19 protein-coding genes are annotated in these 21,424 nt (G+C 64.4%); 12 read left to right on the plus strand and 7 right to left on the minus strand.

What is annotated here, in order from left to right:
- Positions 1-316 precede the first annotated feature (316 nt).
- From U5A67_RS24475 to U5A67_RS24505, 7 genes are read left to right on the plus strand one after another with little or no spacing between them, the layout of a single operon-like run.
- Positions 317-1,243: an alpha/beta fold hydrolase gene (locus U5A67_RS24475; protein ID WP_205980462.1), complete on the plus strand. Its 927-nt coding sequence runs from the start codon at positions 317-319 to the stop codon at positions 1,241-1,243.
- A gap of 35 nt (positions 1,244-1,278) precedes the next feature.
- Positions 1,279-1,848, plus strand: a complete 570-nt coding sequence (locus tag U5A67_RS24480; RefSeq protein WP_321816403.1) for an isoprenylcysteine carboxylmethyltransferase family protein — start codon at positions 1,279-1,281, stop codon at positions 1,846-1,848.
- Between the two features lie 16 nt (positions 1,849-1,864).
- The gene (locus tag U5A67_RS24485) at positions 1,865-3,199 is read left to right on the plus strand and encodes a glycosyltransferase (protein WP_321816402.1); all 1,335 of its coding nucleotides are present in this window, start codon (positions 1,865-1,867) and stop codon (positions 3,197-3,199) included.
- Positions 3,196-4,749, plus strand: coding sequence for a DHA2 family efflux MFS transporter permease subunit (locus tag U5A67_RS24490; protein ID WP_321816401.1), 1,554 nt, complete (start codon positions 3,196-3,198; stop codon positions 4,747-4,749). Before U5A67_RS24485 ends, U5A67_RS24490 begins: the two co-directional genes overlap by 4 nt.
- 52 nt (positions 4,750-4,801) lie before the next feature.
- Positions 4,802-5,755: a glycosyltransferase family 2 protein gene (locus tag U5A67_RS24495; protein ID WP_321816400.1), complete on the plus strand. Its 954-nt coding sequence runs from the start codon at positions 4,802-4,804 to the stop codon at positions 5,753-5,755.
- Positions 5,752-7,329, plus strand: a complete 1,578-nt coding sequence (locus U5A67_RS24500) for an efflux transporter outer membrane subunit (RefSeq protein ID WP_321816399.1) — start codon at positions 5,752-5,754, stop codon at positions 7,327-7,329. Before U5A67_RS24495 ends, U5A67_RS24500 begins: the two co-directional genes overlap by 4 nt.
- Positions 7,330-8,526 carry an efflux RND transporter periplasmic adaptor subunit gene (locus tag U5A67_RS24505; RefSeq protein ID WP_321816398.1) on the plus strand — a complete coding sequence of 399 codons (1,197 nt, stop codon included), beginning with the start codon at positions 7,330-7,332 and terminating at the stop codon, positions 8,524-8,526. It begins immediately after the preceding gene.
- Positions 8,527-8,554: 28 nt separating this feature from the next.
- Here the strand turns inward: U5A67_RS24505 and U5A67_RS24510 are convergent, their stop codons facing one another.
- Complete coding sequence (locus tag U5A67_RS24510) at positions 8,555-9,487, minus strand: LysR family transcriptional regulator (RefSeq protein WP_321816397.1); 933 nt, start codon at positions 9,485-9,487, stop codon at positions 8,555-8,557.
- A gap of 150 nt (positions 9,488-9,637) precedes the next feature.
- Here U5A67_RS24510 and U5A67_RS24515 point away from each other — a divergent pair, with 150 nt between their 5' ends.
- The 3 genes from U5A67_RS24515 (at position 9,638) to U5A67_RS24525 (ending at position 13,534) form a co-directional block, all read left to right on the plus strand.
- Entirely contained in the window at positions 9,638-10,501 is an 864-nt protein-coding gene (locus tag U5A67_RS24515) for an NmrA family NAD(P)-binding protein (protein WP_321816396.1), read from the plus strand.
- Between the two features lie 241 nt (positions 10,502-10,742).
- The gene (locus U5A67_RS24520; protein WP_321816395.1) at positions 10,743-11,867 is read left to right on the plus strand and encodes an OpgC domain-containing protein; all 1,125 of its coding nucleotides are present in this window, start codon (positions 10,743-10,745) and stop codon (positions 11,865-11,867) included.
- Positions 11,864-13,534: a tannase/feruloyl esterase family alpha/beta hydrolase gene (locus U5A67_RS24525; protein ID WP_321816394.1), complete on the plus strand. Its 1,671-nt coding sequence runs from the start codon at positions 11,864-11,866 to the stop codon at positions 13,532-13,534. The genes U5A67_RS24520 and U5A67_RS24525 overlap by 4 nt, the downstream gene beginning before the upstream one ends.
- A gap of 1 nt (position 13,535) precedes the next feature.
- Here the strand turns inward: U5A67_RS24525 and U5A67_RS24530 are convergent, their stop codons facing one another.
- From U5A67_RS24530 to U5A67_RS24550, 5 genes are read right to left on the minus strand one after another with little or no spacing between them, the layout of a single operon-like run.
- Positions 13,536-14,348, minus strand: coding sequence for an alpha/beta hydrolase (locus tag U5A67_RS24530; RefSeq protein WP_321816393.1), 813 nt, complete (start codon positions 14,346-14,348; stop codon positions 13,536-13,538).
- A 42-nt stretch (positions 14,349-14,390) separates the two neighbouring features.
- Positions 14,391-15,608 carry a pyridoxal phosphate-dependent aminotransferase gene (locus tag U5A67_RS24535; RefSeq protein WP_321816456.1) on the minus strand — a complete coding sequence of 406 codons (1,218 nt, stop codon included), beginning with the start codon at positions 15,606-15,608 and terminating at the stop codon, positions 14,391-14,393.
- Positions 15,608-16,249 carry a dimethylmenaquinone methyltransferase gene (locus U5A67_RS24540; RefSeq protein ID WP_321816392.1) on the minus strand — a complete coding sequence of 214 codons (642 nt, stop codon included), beginning with the start codon at positions 16,247-16,249 and terminating at the stop codon, positions 15,608-15,610. The genes U5A67_RS24535 and U5A67_RS24540 overlap by 1 nt, the downstream gene beginning before the upstream one ends.
- Positions 16,249-16,929, minus strand: a complete 681-nt coding sequence (locus tag U5A67_RS24545; protein ID WP_321816391.1) for an RraA family protein — start codon at positions 16,927-16,929, stop codon at positions 16,249-16,251. Before U5A67_RS24545 ends, U5A67_RS24540 begins: the two co-directional genes overlap by 1 nt.
- Positions 16,930-16,957: 28 nt before the next feature.
- Positions 16,958-17,617, minus strand: a complete 660-nt coding sequence (locus U5A67_RS24550; protein ID WP_321816390.1) for an RraA family protein — start codon at positions 17,615-17,617, stop codon at positions 16,958-16,960.
- A 138-nt stretch (positions 17,618-17,755) separates the two neighbouring features.
- Here U5A67_RS24550 and U5A67_RS24555 point away from each other — a divergent pair, with 138 nt between their 5' ends.
- Positions 17,756-18,694, plus strand: a complete 939-nt coding sequence (locus U5A67_RS24555; RefSeq protein WP_321816389.1) for a LysR substrate-binding domain-containing protein — start codon at positions 17,756-17,758, stop codon at positions 18,692-18,694.
- Here the strand turns inward: U5A67_RS24555 and U5A67_RS24560 are convergent.
- Positions 18,660-19,577, minus strand: a complete 918-nt coding sequence (locus U5A67_RS24560; RefSeq protein ID WP_321816388.1) for a LysR family transcriptional regulator — start codon at positions 19,575-19,577, stop codon at positions 18,660-18,662. The genes U5A67_RS24555 and U5A67_RS24560 overlap by 35 nt on opposite strands.
- Before the next feature lie 153 nt (positions 19,578-19,730).
- Between U5A67_RS24560 and U5A67_RS24565 the strand changes: the two genes are divergently transcribed.
- On the plus strand, positions 19,731-21,314 hold the full coding sequence (locus tag U5A67_RS24565) for an MFS transporter (protein ID WP_321816387.1): 1,584 nt from the start codon (positions 19,731-19,733) through the stop codon (positions 21,312-21,314).
- The last annotated feature ends 110 nt before the right edge of the window (positions 21,315-21,424 follow it).

The following is a 21,424-nucleotide window of genomic DNA, read 5'->3' on the forward strand; positions in this document are numbered from 1 at the left end:
TGCGATTCCTCAGTCGAAATGGCACACCTGTTGCGTTAGAAGCAGTGCAGCAATCGGGCACAGCGTCGGTACAAGGCGCAAGCGGCCGCCTCTCACGGCCGCGCCCGACCTTCGGCCTGGAGGGGACAAGTTTTCAAGCCACGGGCCGGCACATTGCAGGCGGCGCGACGCATCGGTACGCGGCGCGGCCCTGGCGAAATCGAGTGCAGCCATCCTGGATGCGATGCGCCCAACAGGCGTCATTTCGCTATCCGGCCGGCTGCGGGTGCGTTCGTCGCGTTCGTCTTTCTGGCATTACATGCGGGGGGAAAATCTCATGTCCGTCGAGAAGCAGGTATTGCCACTACCGGGTGGCCTCAAAGTCTATGTCGAGCATCATTGCTTCGATCCGTCGTTCGATACCGTGCTGCTGGTCAATGGCGCACTGGCGACCACCGCGTCGTTCGGCCAGACCATCCGCTATCTGGGCGAACGCGTGAATGCGCTCTGCTTCGATCTGCCCTACGCGGGCCAGTCGCGCGAGCACAACGTCTGCGACTACGCGCTCACCAAGGACGACGAAGTCGACATCCTCATGCACATCGCCGATCGCTTCCGTCCGGCGTACCTGCTGTCGGTTTCGTGGGGCGGCGTGGCCTCGCTGTTCGCACTCGCGCGCGGTTGCGCCAGCGTGCGCCGCGCGGCCATCGCGTCGTTCTCGCCGTTCCTCAACGCCGCAATGACCGATTACGTCACCCGCGCGCGCGACCACATCGCCGCTGGCGAAAACCTGCAGGCGGCGCAGCTGCTCAACGACACCGTGGGCCGCCATCTACCGCGCATCATGAAGCTCTACAACTACCGCTACCTCACGCGTCTGCCGCGCGACGAACAGGATCAGGTGGCCTTCCACGTCGATCAGATTCTGGCGATGGAACCGGAGCGCTATCTGAATGAGTTTCGCCATATCGATTGCGACGTGAAATTCGTCAACGGCGATCTCGACGACTACACCACTGCCGCCGATGTGCGACGCCTCGGCGATTACGTGCGCCACGCCGAATTCTCGACGATTCGCGGCGCAGGCCATTTCCTCGATCTCGAAGGCCGCGCGCAGCAGGAACAGATGCGCACGGTGCTGTGCGACTTCTTCTGCGGCGAGCGCGAGACCTTCACGCCCATCGCACCGATCCCGCAGCTTTCGCCGGTCGCCAACTCCAGCGTGCCGCAGCGCCTGCCGTTCCAGGTGCCCGTACTTTCCTGAGCCGCAACGCTCGAACCCATCGTCAAGGCCCGCTCATGAATATCGTGCAAAGTATCGCCATCGTCGTACCGTGGCTTCTGTGGCTTGCGTACTGGATCGCGACGGCGCAAGCCGTCAAGACCACCGCGCGCAAGGAAGCGCGCAGCGCGCGCACCTGGCAGTCGATTCCGCTGATCGTGGGCGGCGCGCTCGTGATCCTGCCCGATCCATCGCTTGATGCGCTGCTGCCGGACTGGTCGCATCTGGGCGCAGTGCAGTTCGGCGGACTCGCGCTGCTCGTGGCTGGCTTGCTGTTTTCGGTGTGGGCGCGCCTGCATCTGGGCACGAACTGGAGTGTGTCCGTGACGCTCAAGGAAGGCCACGAACTGATCCGCAGCGGCCCGTATGCGCTCGTGCGCCACCCGATCTACACCGGTTGCCTGATCGCGCTCGCGGGTTCCGCGGTCATCGGCGAAACGTGGCGCGGCGCGCTGGGCGTCGTGCTGATTTTCGCCTCGCTGGCCTTCAAGGTGCGTGTCGAGGAAAGCTGGCTCACCGGTCATTTCGGCGATGCCTACGCGCGCTACCGCCGCGAAGTCGCCGCGCTGATTCCCGGCATCTACTGACGCGCGCGGCGGCCCGATGGCACAGATCATCATCACGGCGATCGGTTCGGCGGGCGACGTGCATCCGCTGCTCGGTGTCGGCCGTGCGCTGGCTGCGCGCGGTCATCGCGTCGTGTTCTGCACGCATCCGCCATTCGAGTCGGCGGTGCGTCGCGAGGGCTTCGATTTCGTCGCGATCGGCCTTGCCGAAGACTACGCGGCCGCGCTCGCGAATCCTGCACTCTGGCATCCGCGTACCTCGTTCAAGACGTTGTGGGCCTTGATTGCGCCCGTGCTGGAACCGCATTACGAGGCGCTGCACGCCAGGCTCGACGCGAATACGGTCCTGGTGGGCACACTCTGGGCCTTCTCCGCGCGCCTCTTGCAGGAGCAATACGGCACGCCGTACGTGTCCGTACAGGTTTCGCCATCGACACTGCTTTCGGCGCACGCGCCGCCCGCCCACAAGCGCCTGACGATTCCACGCGGCCTGCCTTTGCCGATCAAGACCGCGCTGATGACGCTGATCGAGCGCGCCGTACTCGACGCCGTGTGCGGCCCGCATCTGAACGCCTTGCGCGCGAAGCTCTCGCTGCCGCCCGCGAAGCGCATCCTCGGCCGCTGGCTGCATTCGACCGATGGCGTGCTCTGCCTCTTTCCCGACTGGTTCGCGCCGCCGCAGCCCGACTGGCCCGCGCAGCACACGCTCAGCGGCTTCCCGCTCTTCAACGATCTCGACGACGGCGCGCCCGACGCCGAACTCGAAGCCTTCCTGGCCGCCGGCGAGCCGCCCGTGATCTTCACCGCCGGATCGACGCTGGTGGACGGCGCGCACTACGCGCAAGCGGTCCTGCACGCCTTGCGCGCGACCGGCACGCGCGGCCTGCTGCTAGGCGGCGACAGCGCCCCCGACGATGCCCAGCGCGACCGCGATATGCCGCGCCAGCGTCTGCTGCATCGACGTTATGTGCCGTTGCGCGCGCTGCTGCCGCGTTGCCGCGCGCTCGTGCATCACGGCGGTATCGGCACCGCGTCGCTCGCGTTCGAAGCGGGCATTGCGCAAGTGGTCACACCGTTCGCGCACGATCAGTTCGACAATGCGCAGCGTGTCGCCGATGCGGGCTGCGGCGTGCGTCTGGATGCGCCGTTCACGAACGCCGCGTTGGCGCACGCGCTCGCCCGCGTGCTGCATGATTCGCGCATCGCCACGCGCTGCGCACAGACGCGCGGCAAGCTCGCGGCCTCGCCCGACGGTTGCGCCGAAGCGGCGCGCTTCATCGAACGTTTCGCGCCATCGGCTACGCAGGAACCGGCGCATCAGCCAGCGCACGAAGCCGTGCCTGCGCCCATGCTCGCGGTGGTTCGCGCATGAGCGCCGCACCGTCCTTCGCGCTGCCGGAACGCCACGCCACGCGCGGCTTGCGCCTTGCCTTGCTGACCTTCGCGCTCTCGCTGGCCACCTTTATCGAAGTGCTCGACTCGACGGTCACCAACGTGGCCGTGCCCGCTATTTCGGGCAGCCTGGGCGTCGCGAACAGCCAGGGCACGTGGGTGATCAGTTCGTACTCGGTGGCGGCCGCCATCGCCGTGCCGCTGACCGGCTGGCTCGCGCGCAGAATCGGCGAAACGCGGCTTTTTATCGGCGCGGTGCTGCTGTTCACGCTCACCTCGCTGATGTGTGCGCTCGCCGCCGATCTGCACGTGCTGGTGATCTGCCGCGCCTTGCAGGGACTCTGCTCCGGGCCGATGGTGCCGCTCTCGCAAACCATCCTGCTGCGCACCTTCCCGAGCGACAAACGCACGCTTGCGCTCGCGCTATGGGGCATGACCGTCTTGCTCGCGCCGATCTTCGGCCCCGTGGTGGGCGGCTATCTGATCGACGCGTTCTCGTGGGAATGGATCTTCCTCATCAATTTGCCGATCGGGCTTTTCTCTTTCGTTGTCTGCGCAACCATGCTGCGGAAGGACGCAAAGCGCGGCGAACGCGTGCCGGTCGATTACATCGGCATCGCGCTGCTTGTGATCGGCGTGGGCGCATTGCAGGCGATGCTCGATCTCGGCCACGACGCGGGCTGGTTCGACTCCACGCTGATCGTTACGCTGGCGATCGTCGCCGCGCTCGCGCTGGTGTCGCTACTGCTCTGGGAGGCCGGCGAAGCGCAGCCCGTGATCGACCTGAGCCTCTTTCGCGATCGCACGTTCTCTTTCTGCGTACTCATCATCTCGCTTGGCATGGCGAGTTTCTCGGTGGTGGGCGTGGTGTTCCCGCTCTGGCTGCAGGCCGTGATGGGCTACGACGCATTTCATGCGGGGCTCGCCACCGCGCCGCTCGGCATTCTTGCGCTGGTGTTCTCGATCCTCGTCGGCCTGTACGCGCATCGCTTCGACGCGCGCGTGCTCGCCACCTTCGGCTTTCTCGTGTTTGCCGCCGTACTCTGGTGGGACACGCATTTCACGCTGACGATGACGTTCACGCAGATCGTCACGCCGGGGCTGATTCAGGGCATTGGCCTGCCCTGCTTTTTTATTCCGCTCACGGCCGCCACGCTCTCGCGCGTGCCCGATCACAAACTGGCTTCCGCATCGAGCCTGTCGAATTTTCTGCGCACGCTGGCCGCCGCTTTCGGCACCGCGATGAGCGTCACGCTCTGGGATCATCGCGCGACGTTTCACTATGCAACGGTTTCGCAATCGGTCACGAAAGAATCGGGCGGCACGCAGCATTTCGTCGATACGCTGCATGCGATGGGCGTGACCGGTGCGCGCGAACTGGGCGCGCTGCATCAGATCACGATGCAGCAGGCCTTCATGATGGCAACGAGCGATATGTTCTTCATGGCCAGCGTCACCTGCGTGCTGCTGGCCGCGTTGATGTGGCTGACACGACCTAAACGGGGCGCGGCAATGACCATCGGCCACTGAATTAAAAACACACAACGATAACAACACATCAAACCACGAAAGGAACCACGCGATGCGGGCAGGTGCACTCGTCATTCTCTTTCACCCGAGCGGCGAACAGCTCGCGCGGCTACGCGCGTTGCGTGAAGCGTGCGCGGCGCTCGTGGTCATCGACAATACGCCTCAGGCCGACGCAAGCGCGCGCGAAGCCGCCAGGCGCGACGGCTATACGCTGATCCATCACGGCAATCGCAGCGGCATTGCGGGCGCTTATAACGTGGGGCTGACGCATCTGTTTGCGCGCGATCCGAAGATCGACGCCGTGGCGTTGTTCGACCAGGACTCCGTGGTCCCGCCCGCCTATTTCCCGACGATGGACGCACTCGCCGTGCGGCTCGCCGGACGCGCATTCATCGCCGGGCCGCGTATCTTCGATGAAAACGACGGCCGTTTTCTGCCCGAACTCGCGACCAACGGTATTGGCGTGCGTCGTTTGCAGGTAGACACGCAACAAGGCACGCCGGCGCCCATTCGTTGCGCGTTCCTGATTTCGTCGGGCAGCTTTGTGTCGCGCGAAGCGTGGAAAGCGCTCGGACGCTTCGACGAAGCGCTGTTCATCGATCACGTCGATACCGAATACTGCTTTCGCGCGCTCGCACGCAACGTGCCGCTCTATCTCGTGCCCGCGCTGGTGTTGCGCCATCGCATCGGTGCAAAGGCGCGGCGACGTGTTGGCCCGCTGGAAATCGCCACGATGAATCATGCGTGGACGCGCCGTTATTACAGCGCGCGCAACGCCATGCAGATTGCGATTCAATATGGCCCGCGCTTTCCTGTCGCACTCGTGCCGAACCTGCTGACGCTCTGGCAGATCGTTCAGATCGTGTTGGGCGAACAGGACAAGCGCGCCAAACTCAAAGGGATCTTTTACGGTTTGCTCGACGGCTTTTTAGGCCGGCTCGGCCCGCTCGATGCTTCGCAGCCGCGCTGGATTCGCCGCGTCACGCTTCAGGAGCGACGCGGATGAACACGCCGAAAAGTGCCTTTTTAATGGCCCTCTGCGCTGCAACGCTGCTGGTCTGCGGCTGCGCGCCGACCATCATGCCTGCCTTGCAACCGCACACGACCGACGTGAACGCGCTCTCGCGCACCATGGCCGACACGCCGCAATCCGCCAGCGCCACGGCCTGGCCCGCGCCCGACTGGGTGCGCCAGTTCGGCGATCCGCAACTCGATCAACTGGTCGCGGAAGCTTATGCACACAACCCCGACCTGCAGATCGCGAAAGCCCGCATTGGCGTGGCGCAGTCGCAATTGCAGCAGTTTTCATCGCTGACCGGACTGACGGCGACAGCAGGCGCAAGCGTCAACAAGGCGCGCATGCCGCAATCGAACGGCGTCGCCAATGTCTCCGCCAACGGCTACGACGTACCGGTGCAGTTATTTAGCGATCCTGTTCAATCGCCATCCTCCATTTTCGTGGGACTCAATTATCAGCTCGATCTCTGGGGACGCAATGCTGCGGCCACACGCGGCCTTCTCTCGTTGCGCGATGCCGCGCGAGTCGATGCGGAACAGGCCCGCCTGACGCTGGCGATTGCCATCGTCTCGCTCTATTGCGATCTCGACCAGGCCTACGCGCTGCACGATCTGTGGATCGAAAAACGCGACGCGAGCGACCAGATCACGGCGGTGTTACGCGAGCGCGCAGCGCGCGGCATCGACAACGGCTACGACGCCGACGATGCCGCCGTGCGCCGCAACAAGCTCATCACGCAGATCGAACTCGCCGACGAACGCATTCAACTCGCCCAGTTGCAACTGGGCGTGCTCTCCGGCGGCGGCCCCGAGCGCGGCCTTTCGCTGACGCGGCCGCGCCCCGCCAATCTCGTCGATACCCCGCTGCCCTCGCGTCTTTCCGCGGATCTGCTCGGGCGACGGCCCGATATCGTCGCGGCGCGTTTGCGCGTGGAAGCCTCGTATGCCGCCATCGACGGCACACGCGCCGAGTTCTATCCCGACGTCAATCTCGTGGGCTTCGCCGGTCTGCTCGCGCTCACGCCCGGCGCGATGTTCTCGCGCCAGGCGCTCGCGGGCTCGGTTGGGCCGGCCGTGTCGCTGCCGGTCTTCGATCGCGGCCGTCTCAAGGCGAAACTCTCGGGCGACGCCGCCAATGCCGATGTCGCCATCGGCCTCTATAACAAGACCATCGACTCGGCGCTGGGCGACGTCGCGCGCACGCTGGTCTCGCTCAAGACCGTGGACCGCCTCGTGAGCGGCGAGCGCGATGCCGCCGACGCCGCGCAGCGCTACGTCTCGATCGCCGAAGAGCGGCACCGGCGCGGCCTGCTGATGCAAAAGGACGTGAACACCGCGAAGCTCACGCTTTACGACGAACGCGCGCAACTGATCGATCTGCAGGCGCAACGGCGCACGCTGCGGGTGGCGTTGATCGGCGCACTGGGCGGCGGCTTCGACGAACGCACGCTGCCGGGACCGGCGATCTCGCACTTCGATGTGGCGTTTCCCTCGCATGACCGATTGACAGATCGGGCCGCAGATAAGCCCGGCGATCAAACCAACCTCACGCATTTCAATTAAATGCACCACGACCACACCAACCTGCACCCCGATCCCGCCACGTTCGGCACGGATGCGGCCGCACTCGCCCGCAAGCGCGCGACGCGCAAACGGCGCTTCGCGATCTTCGGCTCGGTGGCGGCCGTGACGGCCATCGCCGCCGCGCTCTACTGGTACACCGCGGCGCGCTTTCGCGAAGACACCGACGATGCCTATGTCGCCGGCAACGTCGTGCAGATCGCCGCGCAAACGGCGGGCACGGTCATCGACGTCCTCGCCGCCGATACGCAACGCGTGCGCGCCGGCCAGCCGCTCGTGCAACTCGACGACGCCGAAGCGTCCGTCGCCCTGGCACAGGCAAAGGCGCAACTCGCGCAAGCCGTGCGGCAGACCGCCAACGCGCGCTATTCGGCGACGATGTACGCCGAAGCGGTCAAGGCGCGTCAAGCCGATCTGGACCTTGCGCAGCGTGCGTTGGCAGCGCGCGATCATGCTTCGGTGGAAGTGGTTTCGCCCGAAGAACTGGCTCGCGCACGCGCGGCGGTGACCGGCGCGCAGGCCCAGCTTGGCGCCGCGCAGGCGCAACTGGATGCAGCGCGCGCGATGGGCAGCCGCCTCGCCGTCGAAGACAATCCGGGCGTCATTCAGGCCGTCGCGCAATTCAAGCTGGCATGGCGCAATCTGAAGCGCACCACCATCGTCGCGCCTATCGACGGCGTGGTGGGACAGCGCACCGTGCAGATCGGTCAGCAGGTCGGGCCCGGTCTCGCGCTGCTGTCGCTCGTGCAATTGCACGGCTTGTGGGTGGAGGCCAATTTCAAGGAAGGGCAGATTCGCAATATGCGCGTGGGTCAACCCGTCGTCATTAATTCGGATATCTATGGATCGAAGGTGAGCTATCGCGGGCGCGTGGAAGGGTTCTCCGCTGGCACGGGCAGCGCGTTTTCGATGCTGCCGCCGCAGAACGCCGCGGGCAACTGGATCAAGGTCGTGCAGCGCGTGCCCGTCGTGATTTCGATCGACCCGGACGATCTCGCTGCACATCCCTTGCGTATCGGGTTATCGATGAAAGTACGTGTGGATACGCACGAACGCGATGGACATCTGCTCGATTCGGATACGCCGTTAGCCGCGCTCGCCACGCGTGTGCACGACGGTGTGGCAAGCGAAGCGCAAGCGGCGGCGGAGAACGTAATCCGCGAAAATCGGGGCAATTGAAAGCGCGCGGATGTGCCGGGCTTATGCCTCAATACCAAGGCACATCCGTCACCTCCGCCCCCGTCACCTTGACGATGAACTCCAGAAACGCCCGCACTTTCGCCGATGGATGCCGCCGCGACGGATAAAGCGCGTAAAGCGGAAAACGCTCGTCGGGCCAGTCGGGAAACAGATCGACCAGCTTGCCGCTATCGAATAGCGGTTGCGTGCCCAGCGCCATGATCTGCGCGATTCCGTGTCCGGCCAGACACGCGCCATGCATCGTCGATACATCGTTGACGGTCAGCCGCCCGCGCGCGGCAATCACCACTTTCCTGCGCGGCCGGTGAAACTCCCACACGAACGGCCGCCCCGTTTCTGGATCGCGGAACTGGATGCATTCGTGCGGTTCGCGCTCGAGGTCAGCAGGCTTGAGCGGCCTGCCGCGCTTCTTCAGATAGCCCGGCGAAGCCGCAGTGACGATGCGCGTCTCCAGCAGCTTGCGCGCCACCAGCGTTGACGGGCGCGGCACGCCGAAACGCACCGCCAGATCGAAGCCATCCGCGATCATGTCGCCGAGTTCGTCGCGCGTGATGAGGTCCAGCTCAAGCTCCGGGTAGCGCTCGACAAATTGCCCGATGCGCGGGCTCAGCACGATCTTCGAGAAAAACGGGTCGACATTCACGCGCAGTTTGCCGCGCACGGCGTTCGCCCCGCCCGCTGCGCTAGCCGCCGCCTGCTCCAGACCTTCGAGCAGCGGCACGACCTGTTCGTAGAGACGACGGCCTTCGTCGGTGAGCGTGACGGTGCGCGTCGTGCGATCGAACAGGCGAATGCCGAGCCGCGCCTCCAGCCGCGCCACCGAACGGCTCACGCCCGATTGCGACATATCGAGCCGCTCCGCCGCGCCCGCGAAACTGCCGCTATCGACGATAGCGGTCAGCACGCCCATACCGTTGAGAATGCGTTCGTCGAAGGACATCGTGGTTTCCTCTTCCATGGCTACGCGTTGTAGCGTCATGCCATTGTGTCATGAATCAAATGCCATTCATGTCATGGATTCCCGGGCCCGCCGCGCACACAATCCAGTCCGTCGAATCCTTTTATTCCATTTCCGAACTGGAGCAAGCTGATGTTTGCAATTACAGGCATGACAGGTCAGGTTGGCGGCGCGCTCGCGCAGACGCTCATCGAACAGCAGCAAGCCGTGCGCGCCGTGGTGCGCAACGCGCAAAAGGCCGCAACATGGGCCGCGCGCGGCTGCGAAATCGCAGTCGCCGATATGAACGACAGCGCGGCATTGCGCCAGGCCTTCGAAGGCGCACAGGGCGTGTTCGTGCTGCTGCCGCCGGTCTTCGATCCGTCACCGGATTTCGCCGAATCGAAACGCACGATCGCCGCCTTGCACGAGGCGCTGCGCGCCGCGAGGCCGCAACGCGTGGTCGTGCTCTCGACCATCGGCGCGCAGGCAACGCAACCGAATCTGCTCAATCAGCTTGGCCTGATGGAAACGGCCTTGAGTCAATTGCCGATGCCGGTCGCCTTTTTACGCGCGGCCTGGTTCTTCGAAAACGCCGCATGGGACGTGGCATCCGCACGCGAATCGGGCGTGATCGAAAGCTGGCTGCAACCGCTCGATAAACCGGTGCCGATGGTCTCCACCGCCGACATCGGCCGCGTAGCCGCGCAGTTGTTGCAGCAAACCTGGACCGGCGTGCGCGTGGTGGAACTGGAAGGACCGCGCCGCGTCACGCCCAACGACATCGCCGCAGCCTTCGGTACGGCACTCGGCAAGCCGGTGAAAACAACCGCCGTTCCGCGCGATCAGTGGGAAGCGCGCTTTCTTGCTCAAGGCATGCATCATCCTGGCCCGCGCATGCAGATGATCGACGGCTTCAACGAAGGCTGGATCGAATTCGAGGCGCCAGCCGAATCGCTCAAGGGTCGCGTCACGCTGGAAGCTGCCATCAAGGAACTCGTTGCACGCAACGCGTGATGCCGCCCCTCGGCCGCGAAACTGGCCTTGCGCTGGCTTCAATATGGCGAACCGGTCATCTGCGCAGGTTTATGCATGCTGCGGGGAACGTTCGCTGCCCGATGCGCTCGTACGGGCATGGGCAGCGTGACATCGCGGGGGCTGAATTCAATGCGCGCGCACCTGTCACGTTGCCTTCCATACCTTTCATCGAACGATCGCGTTCACGGCTGCGCGCGATCTGCTTGCTGTCGAGGGACACATGGAAGCGCGTCAGGGGCGTTCTATCGAAGTCGATTTTTTCCGCGGTATCGTGCTGATCGTGATCGTGCTCGATCACATTCCGGGCAGCGCGCTCTCGCATGTGATGTTGCATGCGTATGCCTTATGCGATTCCGCCGAGGTGTTCGTTTTTCTCGGCGGCTATGCATCGGCGGCGGCTTATATGGCGGTGCACGCGCATCGCGGCGCGAGTGCCGCCAAGGGCCGCTTCTTGCGCCGTAGCTGGGAAATCTACCGCGCCTATCTGCTGACGGCGCTGCTCACGCTGCTCTCGGGCGCGCTGCTTGCGATGCTTCATATGAATCCGCTCGCCGCCGATCTGAGCGGCTGGGGACCGTTCGCGCTGCATCCGCTGCGCGAGTCGCTGAACATTCTCGTGCTCGCACGCCAGCCGTATCTATCCAGCGTGCTGCCGATGTATGTCATATTTGCGTTGTGCGTGCCCGCCGCCGTGCCGTTTGCCCGCCGCGCGCCGTTGTTCACGCTGGCCGCGAGCCTGCTGATCTGGGTGATCGCCCCGCAGCTTGCCGCGCTGTTCAGTGCCGGACACGTCGCCGACTGGTCGTTCAATCCGTTCGCCTGGCAACTGATGTTCGTGTTCGGCATGCTGTGCCGGCTGCATCCAGTGCCCGCCGATTTCAAGGCGTCGGAGGCCGCGCGCTGGCTCGTACGTATCGCCTTCGCAGCCGTGGCGGCGTTCGCGGCGGTAAAACTGCTCGTATTGACTCAACCGTTGCCTGGAGCCATGAAACAGCATCTGGCGTTCTCCCGCGTCGTCAACTTCATCGTGATCGCGATGGTGGCCGCGTATTTCGTGCATCGCGGCACCATTGCGCGGCTGGCCGCACGCCTGCCGTCGGTGGTGACGGTCGGGCGCACGGGCCTAGTGTGTTTCGTGGGCGGCACGCTGATTTCGCTCGCCGTCGATACGGCGACACCGCACGCGCTGCACGGCGCGGCGGCGTTCGGCTCGGCACTCGCGGGCGACGCCGTGGCGATCGGCGCGACGCTGATGCTTGCGCACGCCTGGCGCGGCATGGCCGGGCGGCAGAAGGCGCGCGTGGCGAGCCACGCCGAATCCAAACGCCGGGCCGGTTGCGGATGAAGCAAAGCGGCCAGCAGGCATTCAACCGTTTGAAGGCGATCCACCACGCCGCGCTTTTACTCGCGCTCGCGCTGAGCACGCAGGCTCACGCCCAGCGCACGCCCGCGCTGCCGCTGCATTGCACCGATCTCACGGGCACGCTGTTGCCGCCGGCCAGCATCGGCCTGCCCACCGGCGGCGCGCTCGTGCAAAGCGCCTTGATGATCGGCGCGACCGCTACCGGCAATCTCGACGGCGACTATTGCCGCCTGACCGGCTTGATCCGCCCGCAGACGGCCGGCACGCCCGATATCCGCTTCGAACTCAATTTGCCGAGCCGCTGGAATGGCCGCGCAGTGCAATTCGGCGGCGGAGGCTATAGCGGCATCGTCGTGACCGGCACCGGGCCGACGCCCTTCTCGCCCGACCGCGCCCCGCTCGCACGCGGCTACGCCACCTTCGGCGACGACTCGGGCCACAACGGCGATTCCTCGCAGGCGAATTTCGGCCTGCTCGACGAAGCCGTGACCAACTTCGGTTACGCGCACCTGAAAAAAGTGCATGACGTCGCGCTCGCGCTGATCGAGCGCGGTTATGGCCGCACGCCCGAGCATATGTATTTCGCGGGCGGCTCCACGGGCGGCCGCGAAGGCTACACCGTGATCCAGCGCTATCCCGACGACTACGACGGCGTGATCGCCAACGCCCCCGCGCTGAACTTTTCGGGCGTGCGCCTGCTGGGCGTAACGGTTGGCCAGCGCGAGTACCGCACACCGGGCGGCTATCTCTCGCCGCTATTGCTGGAACATGTGTACGAACGCGCGATGCAGGTGTGCGATACGCTCGACGGCGCCGCCGACGGCATCATCAGCGATGTCGAAGGCTGCCGCGCAAAGGAAGCCGGGATCATCGAATCGCTGCGCTGCCCCGCCTATGAAGCGGGCGCGCCCGTGGCCGCCGACGAATGTCTCACGCCGCCGCAACTCGCAACGCTCGAACATCTGCGCGACGGCTTGCGCCTGCCATATCCGCTCGCCTGGAATGTGGACCGCTATCGCGGCTACAACGTCTTTCAGGGCGTGCGCTTCACCAGCATGCTGGGCCTCGCGCACGAACCCGAACGCCTGCTGCGGCCCACCTTCGTGGCGAACGGCTACCTGTTCGCGCAAGGCGATGCGTACATCAAATACTTCGTCACGCACGACCCGACCTTCGACGCGATCAACTTCGACGTGACGCGCCCGGGCCGCTATCAGCAGCGTCTTTACACGCTTTCCGCGACCATCGGCGCGATGAATCCCGACATCACGCACTACCTCGCGCGCGGCGGCAAGCTCATCACGCTGCAAGGTCTCGCCGATGAAGTCATCAGCCCGAATCAGACCATCGCCTATTACGACAGCCTGATCGCACGTTACGGCGAAGACCGCGTGGACAGCTTCATGCGGCTCTACATGGTGCCGGGTTTCCAGCACGGCAACGGCGTGTTTATTCCTTCGGTCGATCTGCTGGGCGCACTGGACGGTTGGGTCTCGCACGGCGTCGCGCCGGAAACGCTGCTCGCCACCGATATCGCACAACCCAGCAACGGGCGCACGCGCCCGCTGTGCCGCTATCCGGCGTTTCCACGCTATACGGGCAAAGGCAATCTCAATCGCGCCAGCAGCTACGTGTGCGCGACCTCGTAATTCAGGCGGCTTGCGCCTGAAACGCGGCGATCTCGCGCCACATGGCAACCGGGTTCGAGTACATCGGGAAGTGCCCGCAGTCCGCGATTTCCGCCAGCGAAACACCTTGCGCGCGCAACGAATCCCGATACGACAGCGTGGCATTCTGCGCGCCGTACATGAACAGGCGCGCAAACGGTAACGCGAGAAACTTCTGCATCAGATCGCCGTTATCGGATAGCGCCACCATCGAGCGAAAGATCGGTCCCACGGCTTGCGCGCGGACCTTGTGGCGCAGGCTCGCGGCGTAGAGCGCGCTGGCGTAGGCCGGCGCATGACGCGTGCGCTCGATGAAATCGTCGAAGAATCGTTCATCGCTTTCACGCGCGTGATCGACAATCTGGCGGCTAAGAAAACAGTCTTCGGGCGCGATATTGCCTTCGATATCGACAAAGCTCAGCACGCGTGCCGGATGCTGGTGCGCAAGCATCAGCGCGGTCAGCCCGCCCATTGAATGGCCGACCAGATGAAAGCGGGTGAAACCCACGCGCTCGATCATCGCCAATGCCGTTCGCACGAGAAAGGGAATGTCGATGCGCGAAAGATCGGCGCACCAGGTTTCGCCGCAACCCGGCGCGTCGTACGCCAGAAACGGATGACCGGCGAACTGCGCGTGTCGCACGATATCGGCGTAATCCTCTTTGGTGGAGCCGAAGCCGTGCAGAAACACAATCGGCGCTTTATCTTTATCGCCGCCGCGAAATATTGCGCTGACTTCGAGCGGCGTGCCGTCGACGCTCAACGCCACGCGCTCGTGCTTGAATTCGTGTGACATCCTCTGTTCTCCTCGGTGCTACTCGGTGCTGCTCGGTGCCATTCAGCCCGCGAGCGAGAGGCAAAATTGCTGGATGGCTGCGCAGGCTTGCGTCAGCGACGCATCGTCCAGTGCGTAGGCAATGCGGATATACGGACCCAGGCCAAATGCGCTGCCATGCACCGTCGCCACCCCGGCTTCATCGAGCAAGGCGTGTACGACGGCTTCGTCGCTATCGAGCCGCGCGCCGCTGCGCGTGGTTTTGCCGAGCAAACCTTCGCACGACGCGAACGCATAGAATGCGCCCTGCGGAATATCGCAATGCAAACCGGGCGCATCGTTCAGTTGGGCCACGACCGAATCGCGGCGGCGCTGGAATACGGCGCGCGATTGCGCGATGAAATCCTGCGGCCCCGTGAGCGCGGCCAATGCCGCATGTTGCGAAATACTCGATGCGCCCGAGGTTTGCTGGCCCTGCAATTTCTCCATCGCGTCGATCAGCCAGCGCGGCCCGGTCGCGAAGCCAATTCGCCAGCCCGTCATCGCATAGGCTTTTGAAACGCCATTCATCGTCAGCACGCGGTCGCGCAAACGCGGTTCGACCTGCGCGAGCGTGAAGAACGCCCGGCCGTCGAAAATCAGATGCTCGTAGATATCGTCCGACAAAACGAGCACTTGCGGATGCTCGAGCAGCACTTCGGCCAGCGCCTGCAATTCTGAGCGATCATAGACCGCGCCCGTGGGATTCGACGGCGAATTGAGGATCAGCCAGCGCGTGCGCGGCGTAATCGCAGCCTGCAACGCAGCGGGCGTGAGTTTGAAACCGCTCGTGGCATCGCACGGCACCGTCACCGGTTGCGCGCCGCACAGCTGCACGATCTCTGGATAGCTGACCCAGTACGGCGCGGGCACGATCACTTCGTCGCCCACATTCAGCGTGGCGGCCAGCGCATTGAAAATCACCTGCTTGCCGCCGCTGCAAACGAGCGTATCGCGCCAGTCCACCTCGAGGCCGTTTTCGCGCTGGAACTTCGCGGCGATGGCTTCGCGCAGCGCGCGCAATCCGGCCACCTGCGTGTATCGCGTGTGGCCTGCGCGTATCGCGGCAATGCCCGCTTCGCAGATGTGAGCGGGCGTGTCGAAATCGGGCTCGCCCGCGCTGAGCGATATCACGGCCGCGCCACTCGCGCGGCGCGCGGCAACGCGATCGATCACGGCATAGGTGGCCGACGGTTTCGCGCCAGCAAGAAAGCGGTTCAAGGATTGCGCGTTCGACGCCATCACGCCGCCCTCCATTGCGAAAGCCCCAGTAAATCCAGTGTGGTTTTGCCTTCGCGCAGGCGCTCCATGATGCCGGCTTCCTTGTCTGCACGCGCCTGGCCGCGGCTGAGTGTGGCCTGTACGTGGGCGGCCGGAATCACGAGCACGCCATCGTCGTCGGCGACGACCAGATCGCCTGCGCTCACCGGCGTGCCCGTAAAACTCAGCGGCTGGCCAACCGATGGCGCGCTGGCCTTGATCGTGCCGCGCATCGACACGCCGCGCGTGAACACCGGAAAGCGCCGCTGCGTGAGCGCCGCGATATCGCGCACGCCGCCGTCGATCACGAGGCCTGCAACGCCGGCAGCCTCGGCGGCGACGGTCAGCACTTCGCCCCAATATCCGGCAACGAAACCGCCCGTCGAGACCACCAGCACGCTGCCGCGCGGCGCCTTCTCCATGGCGATATGAATCGCCAGATTATCGCCCGGCGAACACTCGAGCGGATACGCCGGACCGGCCACGCTCGCGCCCGGCCAGATCGTGCGGATGGCGGGATCGACGGAACTCGTCAGGAGTCCCGATGCTTCATGCAATGTCGATGTGCCTAGTTTGCACGCCTGCTCCAGCAGCGCGCGGTCATAGTGTCGAATCGCGGACATCAGGCTTTCCTCTGCAACTGGTGATAACCGAGCGCGGCGCGCGCTTCGCCCAGGGTCTTGCCCTGCGCGATCGCCTCGCGAATACGCGCTTCCGTGGCTTCGATCGCGCGCGCCGTTTCCGCCACTTCGCGCGCCCGTGCACGCGGCACGATGACCACGCCATTGGCATCGGCGACCACGATATCGCGCGCCATCACGCGTACGGTGCCGATCGCAACCGTGCCGTTGACCGCTTCGACCTGCACGCGGTCCTTGCCGGTGCGCATGAAGCGGCCCGCCGTGAAGAGCGGATATCGCTCGCCCAGCGCCTTCGTCACATCGCGGCAAACGCCGTCGATCACCGTGCCCGCGATGCCGCGCAAGCCCGCGTACTGGGTCATGATGTCGCCCCAGACCGTGCAGTCGGTCCGGCCGTCGTTATCGATCACGATCACGTCGCCCGGCGCGACCTCGTCGATAAAATCGCCGACCGTGCCCGGCGGCGCGCTGGCCGGCACGTATTTCACCGTGAACGCCGGGCCGACGACCACGCGCGTATCGTCCGCGAGCGGCATGATGCCCAGCGCCTGACCATGCAGGCCGAGTTTGTCGAGCGCATCGGAAACGCCAGGCGTGTCGAGGCCTTCGAAGAGCGCGACCAGTTGCTGGTCTTCGGCGCTCGCCTTGAGGGATTGCGTCATCGCGCACATTCCTTGTCGAAAGAGGGGGTTAGCGGGCCGCGATGGCCTCGAATTCCTTGTCGTGCATGACTTCGGCAACGGAGCGGCCCGCGCGTACCGCCGCGACCATGCCGTCCTGGCGCCGCGCGATGCGCTCGCCCAGATCGAGCACCGCTTCGATGCGGGCTGCGGGCACGAACACCGTGCCGCAACGATCGGCGATCACATAGTCGTCCTCGTTCACCGTCACGCCCGCGACTTGAACCGCGCAGCCCGAGTCGAGCTGGATCACGCGATTGCGTGCGCTGATCATCGTCACGCCGCGCCCATAGACCGGATAAGCGACCGCTTCGCTGCCCTCGATATCGCGGCTCACGCCGTCGATGACGGAGCCGCGAATGCGCTTAGCCGTCGCCGCGTTGGCGAGAATGTCGCCCCAGCACGACACGCCGTTCGCGCCGCCCGCGATCACCAGCACGCGATCGTCGCTGGTGACGGCGTCGATCACGGGCGAAATCAGGTGAACCGTGGGTTTCGCGTCGGTCTTGGGTCCAAGCTGGATCGTGCTCGCGCGGCCCACGATCTTCGGGCAGTCCCACAGCGGCCGCAGACCGAAGGTCGCGCCGGGCAGGCCGAGAAAGTCGAGCGCATCGGACACCGTGTTGGTGTCCAGCGCGGCAAGGCGGTCGAGAGTGGAGGTGGAGTTCATCGCGCTCGTTTCCGTTGAAAAGTGCGACAATCCTCGCGCTGTCCCGCTGATATGACAAATTCGCGTTTCGTATCTCCGTGATACGAATTCTGGAACACGCTCGTCCTTAAACCTGTACGCGTACCTAATGAGCCCGCCATGAGCCATACCATCGATTTCCGGCTGATACGCCAGCTCTGGATGTTTCTCGCCGTTGCCGAGGAACAGCACTTCGGGCGCGCCGCGCAGCGCCTGAACATGTCCCAGCCGCCGCTCACCGAGCAGATCAAGGTGCTCGAACAGTCGCTCAAGCTGCAACTCTTCCATCGCTCACGCCAGGGCACGCAATTGAGCCCCGCAGGCGCGGCGATCCTGCCTGCCGTGCGGCAATTCGCGGGCCACGTCGAGCAACTGGAGCGCGTCGTACGGGAAGTCGCCGCCGGTCAATCCGGTGTCTTGCAGGTAGGCGCGATTACCTCGGCAATGCTCGAAACCGTGCCGCCGCTGCTCAACGCGCTCAAACGCGCGCATCCGCATCTGAGCGTGTTCGTGAAGGAAATCGACAGCGTGGATGCCGTTCCGCAACTGGAAAGAGGCGAACTCGATCTGGCTTTCGTGCGTGTGGACGGCGAAGTGGGCGGCACGATCGCCACGCTGCCGCTCACCGAAGACCGCCTGGCCGTGGCGCTGCCACGCGACCACGCGCTCGCTCCGCTGCCGCGTGTGCGCTTGCAGTCATTGGCCGATGAACAACTGGTGATGTCCTCGCGGCAGGTCAGCCCGGTCTACTTCGACATGCTCACCGCCGTGTGCCGCACGCATGGCCTGACGCCGCGCATTACGCACGAAGTGCGTTCCGTGACTTCGCAGATCGCCTACGTAGGCTGCGGCCAGGGCGTGGCTCTGGTGCCCGCTTCGATGCGCCGCCTCGCGCCGGAAAACGTCGTCGTGCGTCCGCTCAAGGAAAAGATCATGGTGGTGACGGCCGCATTGCTATGGAATCCTGATCGTTATAACCCGATGGTGGATGAAGTGCTTGCGCTGCTCAACAAGCACAAACCCGCTACGCGCCGATCATCGCCGGAATCCGCTCTTTGAGCGCGTCGATCGCGACGCGCGTCTTCGCTCGCAAGTGGCGCACCTTGGGCCAGACCGCGTAGATTTCCTGCGAGCGCACGCGGTAGTTGTCGAGCACCGGCACCAGCACGCCGCTCTGCGTGAAACGCGTGAGCAGCCAGCACGGCAGCCACGCCAGCCCATAACCGTCGATTGCCGCCGCCGCGATCGCCTGAATATCGTCCATGCTGATCTGCGAACGGATACGTACCGGCTGCACGCCGCCGTCGCCGCCCGTCATCACGGCGCCGCCCCACCACGGCGCGACATTGCCGCCGATCGAATAGCCGATGCCGATGTGATCCGCGAGATCGTCGATACTGGCAGGCGTACCGTGCCGCGCCAGATAGTCGGGCGATGCGCCGATCACCACATGCTGCGTGCCGAGATGACGCGCCGCCAGCGTGGTGCTGTCACGCAACTCGCCGATACGCACGGCCAGATCGATGCCTTCTTCGACCAGATCCGTCATGCGGTCGGTGAACGACAGATCGATCTGCAGCTTCGGATGCTGACGTGCGAGATCGAGCATGACGGGCGCCACGCACAGATGACCGAACGCCTCCGGCACGCTTACGCGCAGGCGGCCGCTTGGCTCGATGCCGCTATGATCGAGCGCGGCCTCAGCGTTATCGAGTTCCGCGAGCGCACGCACACAGCCTTCGTAATACGACTGCCCTTCGGTCGTGAGCGACTGGCTGCGCGTGCTGCGATGAATCAGCCGCACGCCCAGACGCGCCTCTAACCGGCTGACGGCCTTGCCCACCGCCGAGCGCGTGAGATTCATGCGTTCGGCCGCCAGTGCGAAACTGCCCGCTTCTACCACCTGCACGAAAGTGGCTACGCCATCGAGGTTGTCCTTCATCTGCTGCCCTTTTAATTGGTTCCGTACGGGACCTTATAGAGGGAATGATATGCGTCAATAGGGGAATTATATTCCTCTAGACTGCTCATGAAAATCCGATGATGAACGGCCCCTTTGCATGCGGCCGCGTCAAAACCCTTTCTGGAGCGAGTCATGCAGGTTTGCGAAATCGAACAGGAAACAGGCGAGATCGAGCCACCGTCAACACCGTTGCACACGCAACGAAACACGGTCGCGCTGATCGCCGTATGTCTCGCAGCGATGATGTTTTCGCTGGAAATTTCCAGTGTCCCGGTTATTCTGCACACACTCGAAACCGTGCTTCACGGCGATTTCAAGCAGATTCAGTGGATCATGAACGCCTACACCATCGCCTGTACGACGGTACTCATGGCGACCGGCACGCTTGCCGACCGTTTCGGTCGCAAGCGCATTTTTATCGGCACGATTGCGTTGTTTGGCGTGGCCTCGCTGCTGTGCGGGCTGGCGCAGACATCGGCGATGCTGATTGCAAGCCGTGCCCTGCAAGGCGCAAGCGGCGGCGCAATGCTGATCTGCCTGGTTGCCGTGCTGTCGCATCAGTTTCAGCAAGGCGCCGCGCGAGCGCGGGCCTTCAGCGTATGGGGCATCGTGCTCGGCATCGGGCTGGGATTCGGGCCGCTGGTAGGCGGCGCGATTGTCGCGCTGGCCAGCTGGCAGTGGGTGTTCTGGATTCATGTCGGCCTCGCTGTCGTGACGCTCGGGCTCGCGTGGGCCGGCGTGCAGGAATCGCGCGACCCGCAGGCTCGCAAGCTCGACGTGTGGGGCATGGTGACGCTTTCGGCGGCGATCTTCGGCTTCGTCTGGACGATTACGCAAGGCGGCGACAAAGGCTTTACCAGCACTAACAGCCTGACGATTCTCGCCGCCAGCGCCCTCAGCCTGGCCTTGTTCTACGGCGTGGAAACGCGCATCGCCCATCCGATGTTCGACTTCTCGGTGTTCAAGGTGCGCAACTTTTCCGGCGCGTTACTGGGATCGGTGGGCATGAATTTCAGCTTCTGGGCCTTCATCATCTATTTGCCGATTTACTTTCAGCGCGCGCTGGGTGAAGGGCCGGTTGCCGCGGGGCTTTCGCTGCTTGCCTATACCTTGCCCACGCTGGTGTTTCCGCCCGTTGGCGAGCGGCTGGCGCTGCGTTACCGGCCTGGACTGGTGATTCCGGCCGGGCTGCTCACCATCGGCCTGGGTTTCTTCGTGATGTGGATCGGCAGCGGGTTTGGCCATGCGGGCGGATGGGCCGTGTTGCCCGGTTGCCTGCTGGCAGGCGCGGGACTTGGCATGACCAATACACCGGTCACGAACACCACGACGAGTTCGGTCGCCGCGTCGCGTGCGGGCATGGCATCGGGTATCGACATGAGCGCCCGCATGATCACGCTCGCGGTCAATATCGCGTTGATGGGCTTGCTGCTAGTGGAAGGCGTCTCGCATCGTTTGCAGGCGGCGCTGGATGTACCTGCGAATAGCGCGACATGGCATGCCTTGGCCAGCCGCGTGGCAGCGGGCGATCTCGTACCGAACGAGGCGGCGGCTTTCATCGGCGCATCTGCCCTGAGCACGGAGCATTTCGCGCAGATCAGCCGAAGCGCGCTGATTCACGGCTTCGGCGTGCTGATGCTGTATGGCGCGATTGCCGTGAGCCTGATGGCGGTCTCGAGCTACTTCATCTTTCGCGGAAAAGGCCTTAAATCATGAGTGTTTCGAAAGCCATATAACGCAGCGCGGTGGCCACGATATAGCGGGCGTCCACTTCGAGATCGCAAGCATCACTCGACTCTCATCGACGCCCGATTGTTTCACTTTCC

Origin of the sequence: Paraburkholderia sp. J69-1 (assembly GCF_905220255.1) — a bacterium.
In the GTDB taxonomy this organism is placed as follows: domain Bacteria; phylum Pseudomonadota; class Gammaproteobacteria; order Burkholderiales; family Burkholderiaceae; genus Paraburkholderia.

Coding starts and splice junctions, on each gene's coding strand:
- U5A67_RS24550 (WP_321816390.1), bottom strand. CDS start 17,617: ATGAACTCCACCTCCACTCTCGACCGCCTTGCCGCGCTGGACACCAAC.
- U5A67_RS24505 (WP_321816398.1), top strand. CDS start 7,330: ATGCACCACGACCACACCAACCTGCACCCCGATCCCGCCACGTTCGGC.
- U5A67_RS24515 (WP_321816396.1), top strand. CDS start 9,638: ATGTTTGCAATTACAGGCATGACAGGTCAGGTTGGCGGCGCGCTCGCG.
- U5A67_RS24480 (WP_321816403.1), top strand. CDS start 1,279: ATGAATATCGTGCAAAGTATCGCCATCGTCGTACCGTGGCTTCTGTGG.
- U5A67_RS24485 (WP_321816402.1), top strand. CDS start 1,865: ATGGCACAGATCATCATCACGGCGATCGGTTCGGCGGGCGACGTGCAT.
- U5A67_RS24545 (WP_321816391.1), bottom strand. CDS start 16,929: ATGACGCAATCCCTCAAGGCGAGCGCCGAAGACCAGCAACTGGTCGCG.
- U5A67_RS24490 (WP_321816401.1), top strand. CDS start 3,196: ATGAGCGCCGCACCGTCCTTCGCGCTGCCGGAACGCCACGCCACGCGC.
- U5A67_RS24510 (WP_321816397.1), bottom strand. CDS start 9,487: ATGTCCTTCGACGAACGCATTCTCAACGGTATGGGCGTGCTGACCGCT.
- U5A67_RS24520 (WP_321816395.1), top strand. CDS start 10,743: ATGGAAGCGCGTCAGGGGCGTTCTATCGAAGTCGATTTTTTCCGCGGT.
- U5A67_RS24540 (WP_321816392.1), bottom strand. CDS start 16,249: ATGTCCGCGATTCGACACTATGACCGCGCGCTGCTGGAGCAGGCGTGC.
- U5A67_RS24530 (WP_321816393.1), bottom strand. CDS start 14,348: ATGTCACACGAATTCAAGCACGAGCGCGTGGCGTTGAGCGTCGACGGC.
- U5A67_RS24525 (WP_321816394.1), top strand. CDS start 11,864: ATGAAGCAAAGCGGCCAGCAGGCATTCAACCGTTTGAAGGCGATCCAC.
- U5A67_RS24500 (WP_321816399.1), top strand. CDS start 5,752: ATGAACACGCCGAAAAGTGCCTTTTTAATGGCCCTCTGCGCTGCAACG.
- U5A67_RS24565 (WP_321816387.1), top strand. CDS start 19,731: ATGCAGGTTTGCGAAATCGAACAGGAAACAGGCGAGATCGAGCCACCG.
- U5A67_RS24555 (WP_321816389.1), top strand. CDS start 17,756: ATGAGCCATACCATCGATTTCCGGCTGATACGCCAGCTCTGGATGTTT.
- U5A67_RS24535 (WP_321816456.1), bottom strand. CDS start 15,608: ATGGCGTCGAACGCGCAATCCTTGAACCGCTTTCTTGCTGGCGCGAAA.
- U5A67_RS24560 (WP_321816388.1), bottom strand. CDS start 19,577: ATGAAGGACAACCTCGATGGCGTAGCCACTTTCGTGCAGGTGGTAGAA.
- U5A67_RS24475 (WP_205980462.1), top strand. CDS start 317: ATGTCCGTCGAGAAGCAGGTATTGCCACTACCGGGTGGCCTCAAAGTC.
- U5A67_RS24495 (WP_321816400.1), top strand. CDS start 4,802: ATGCGGGCAGGTGCACTCGTCATTCTCTTTCACCCGAGCGGCGAACAG.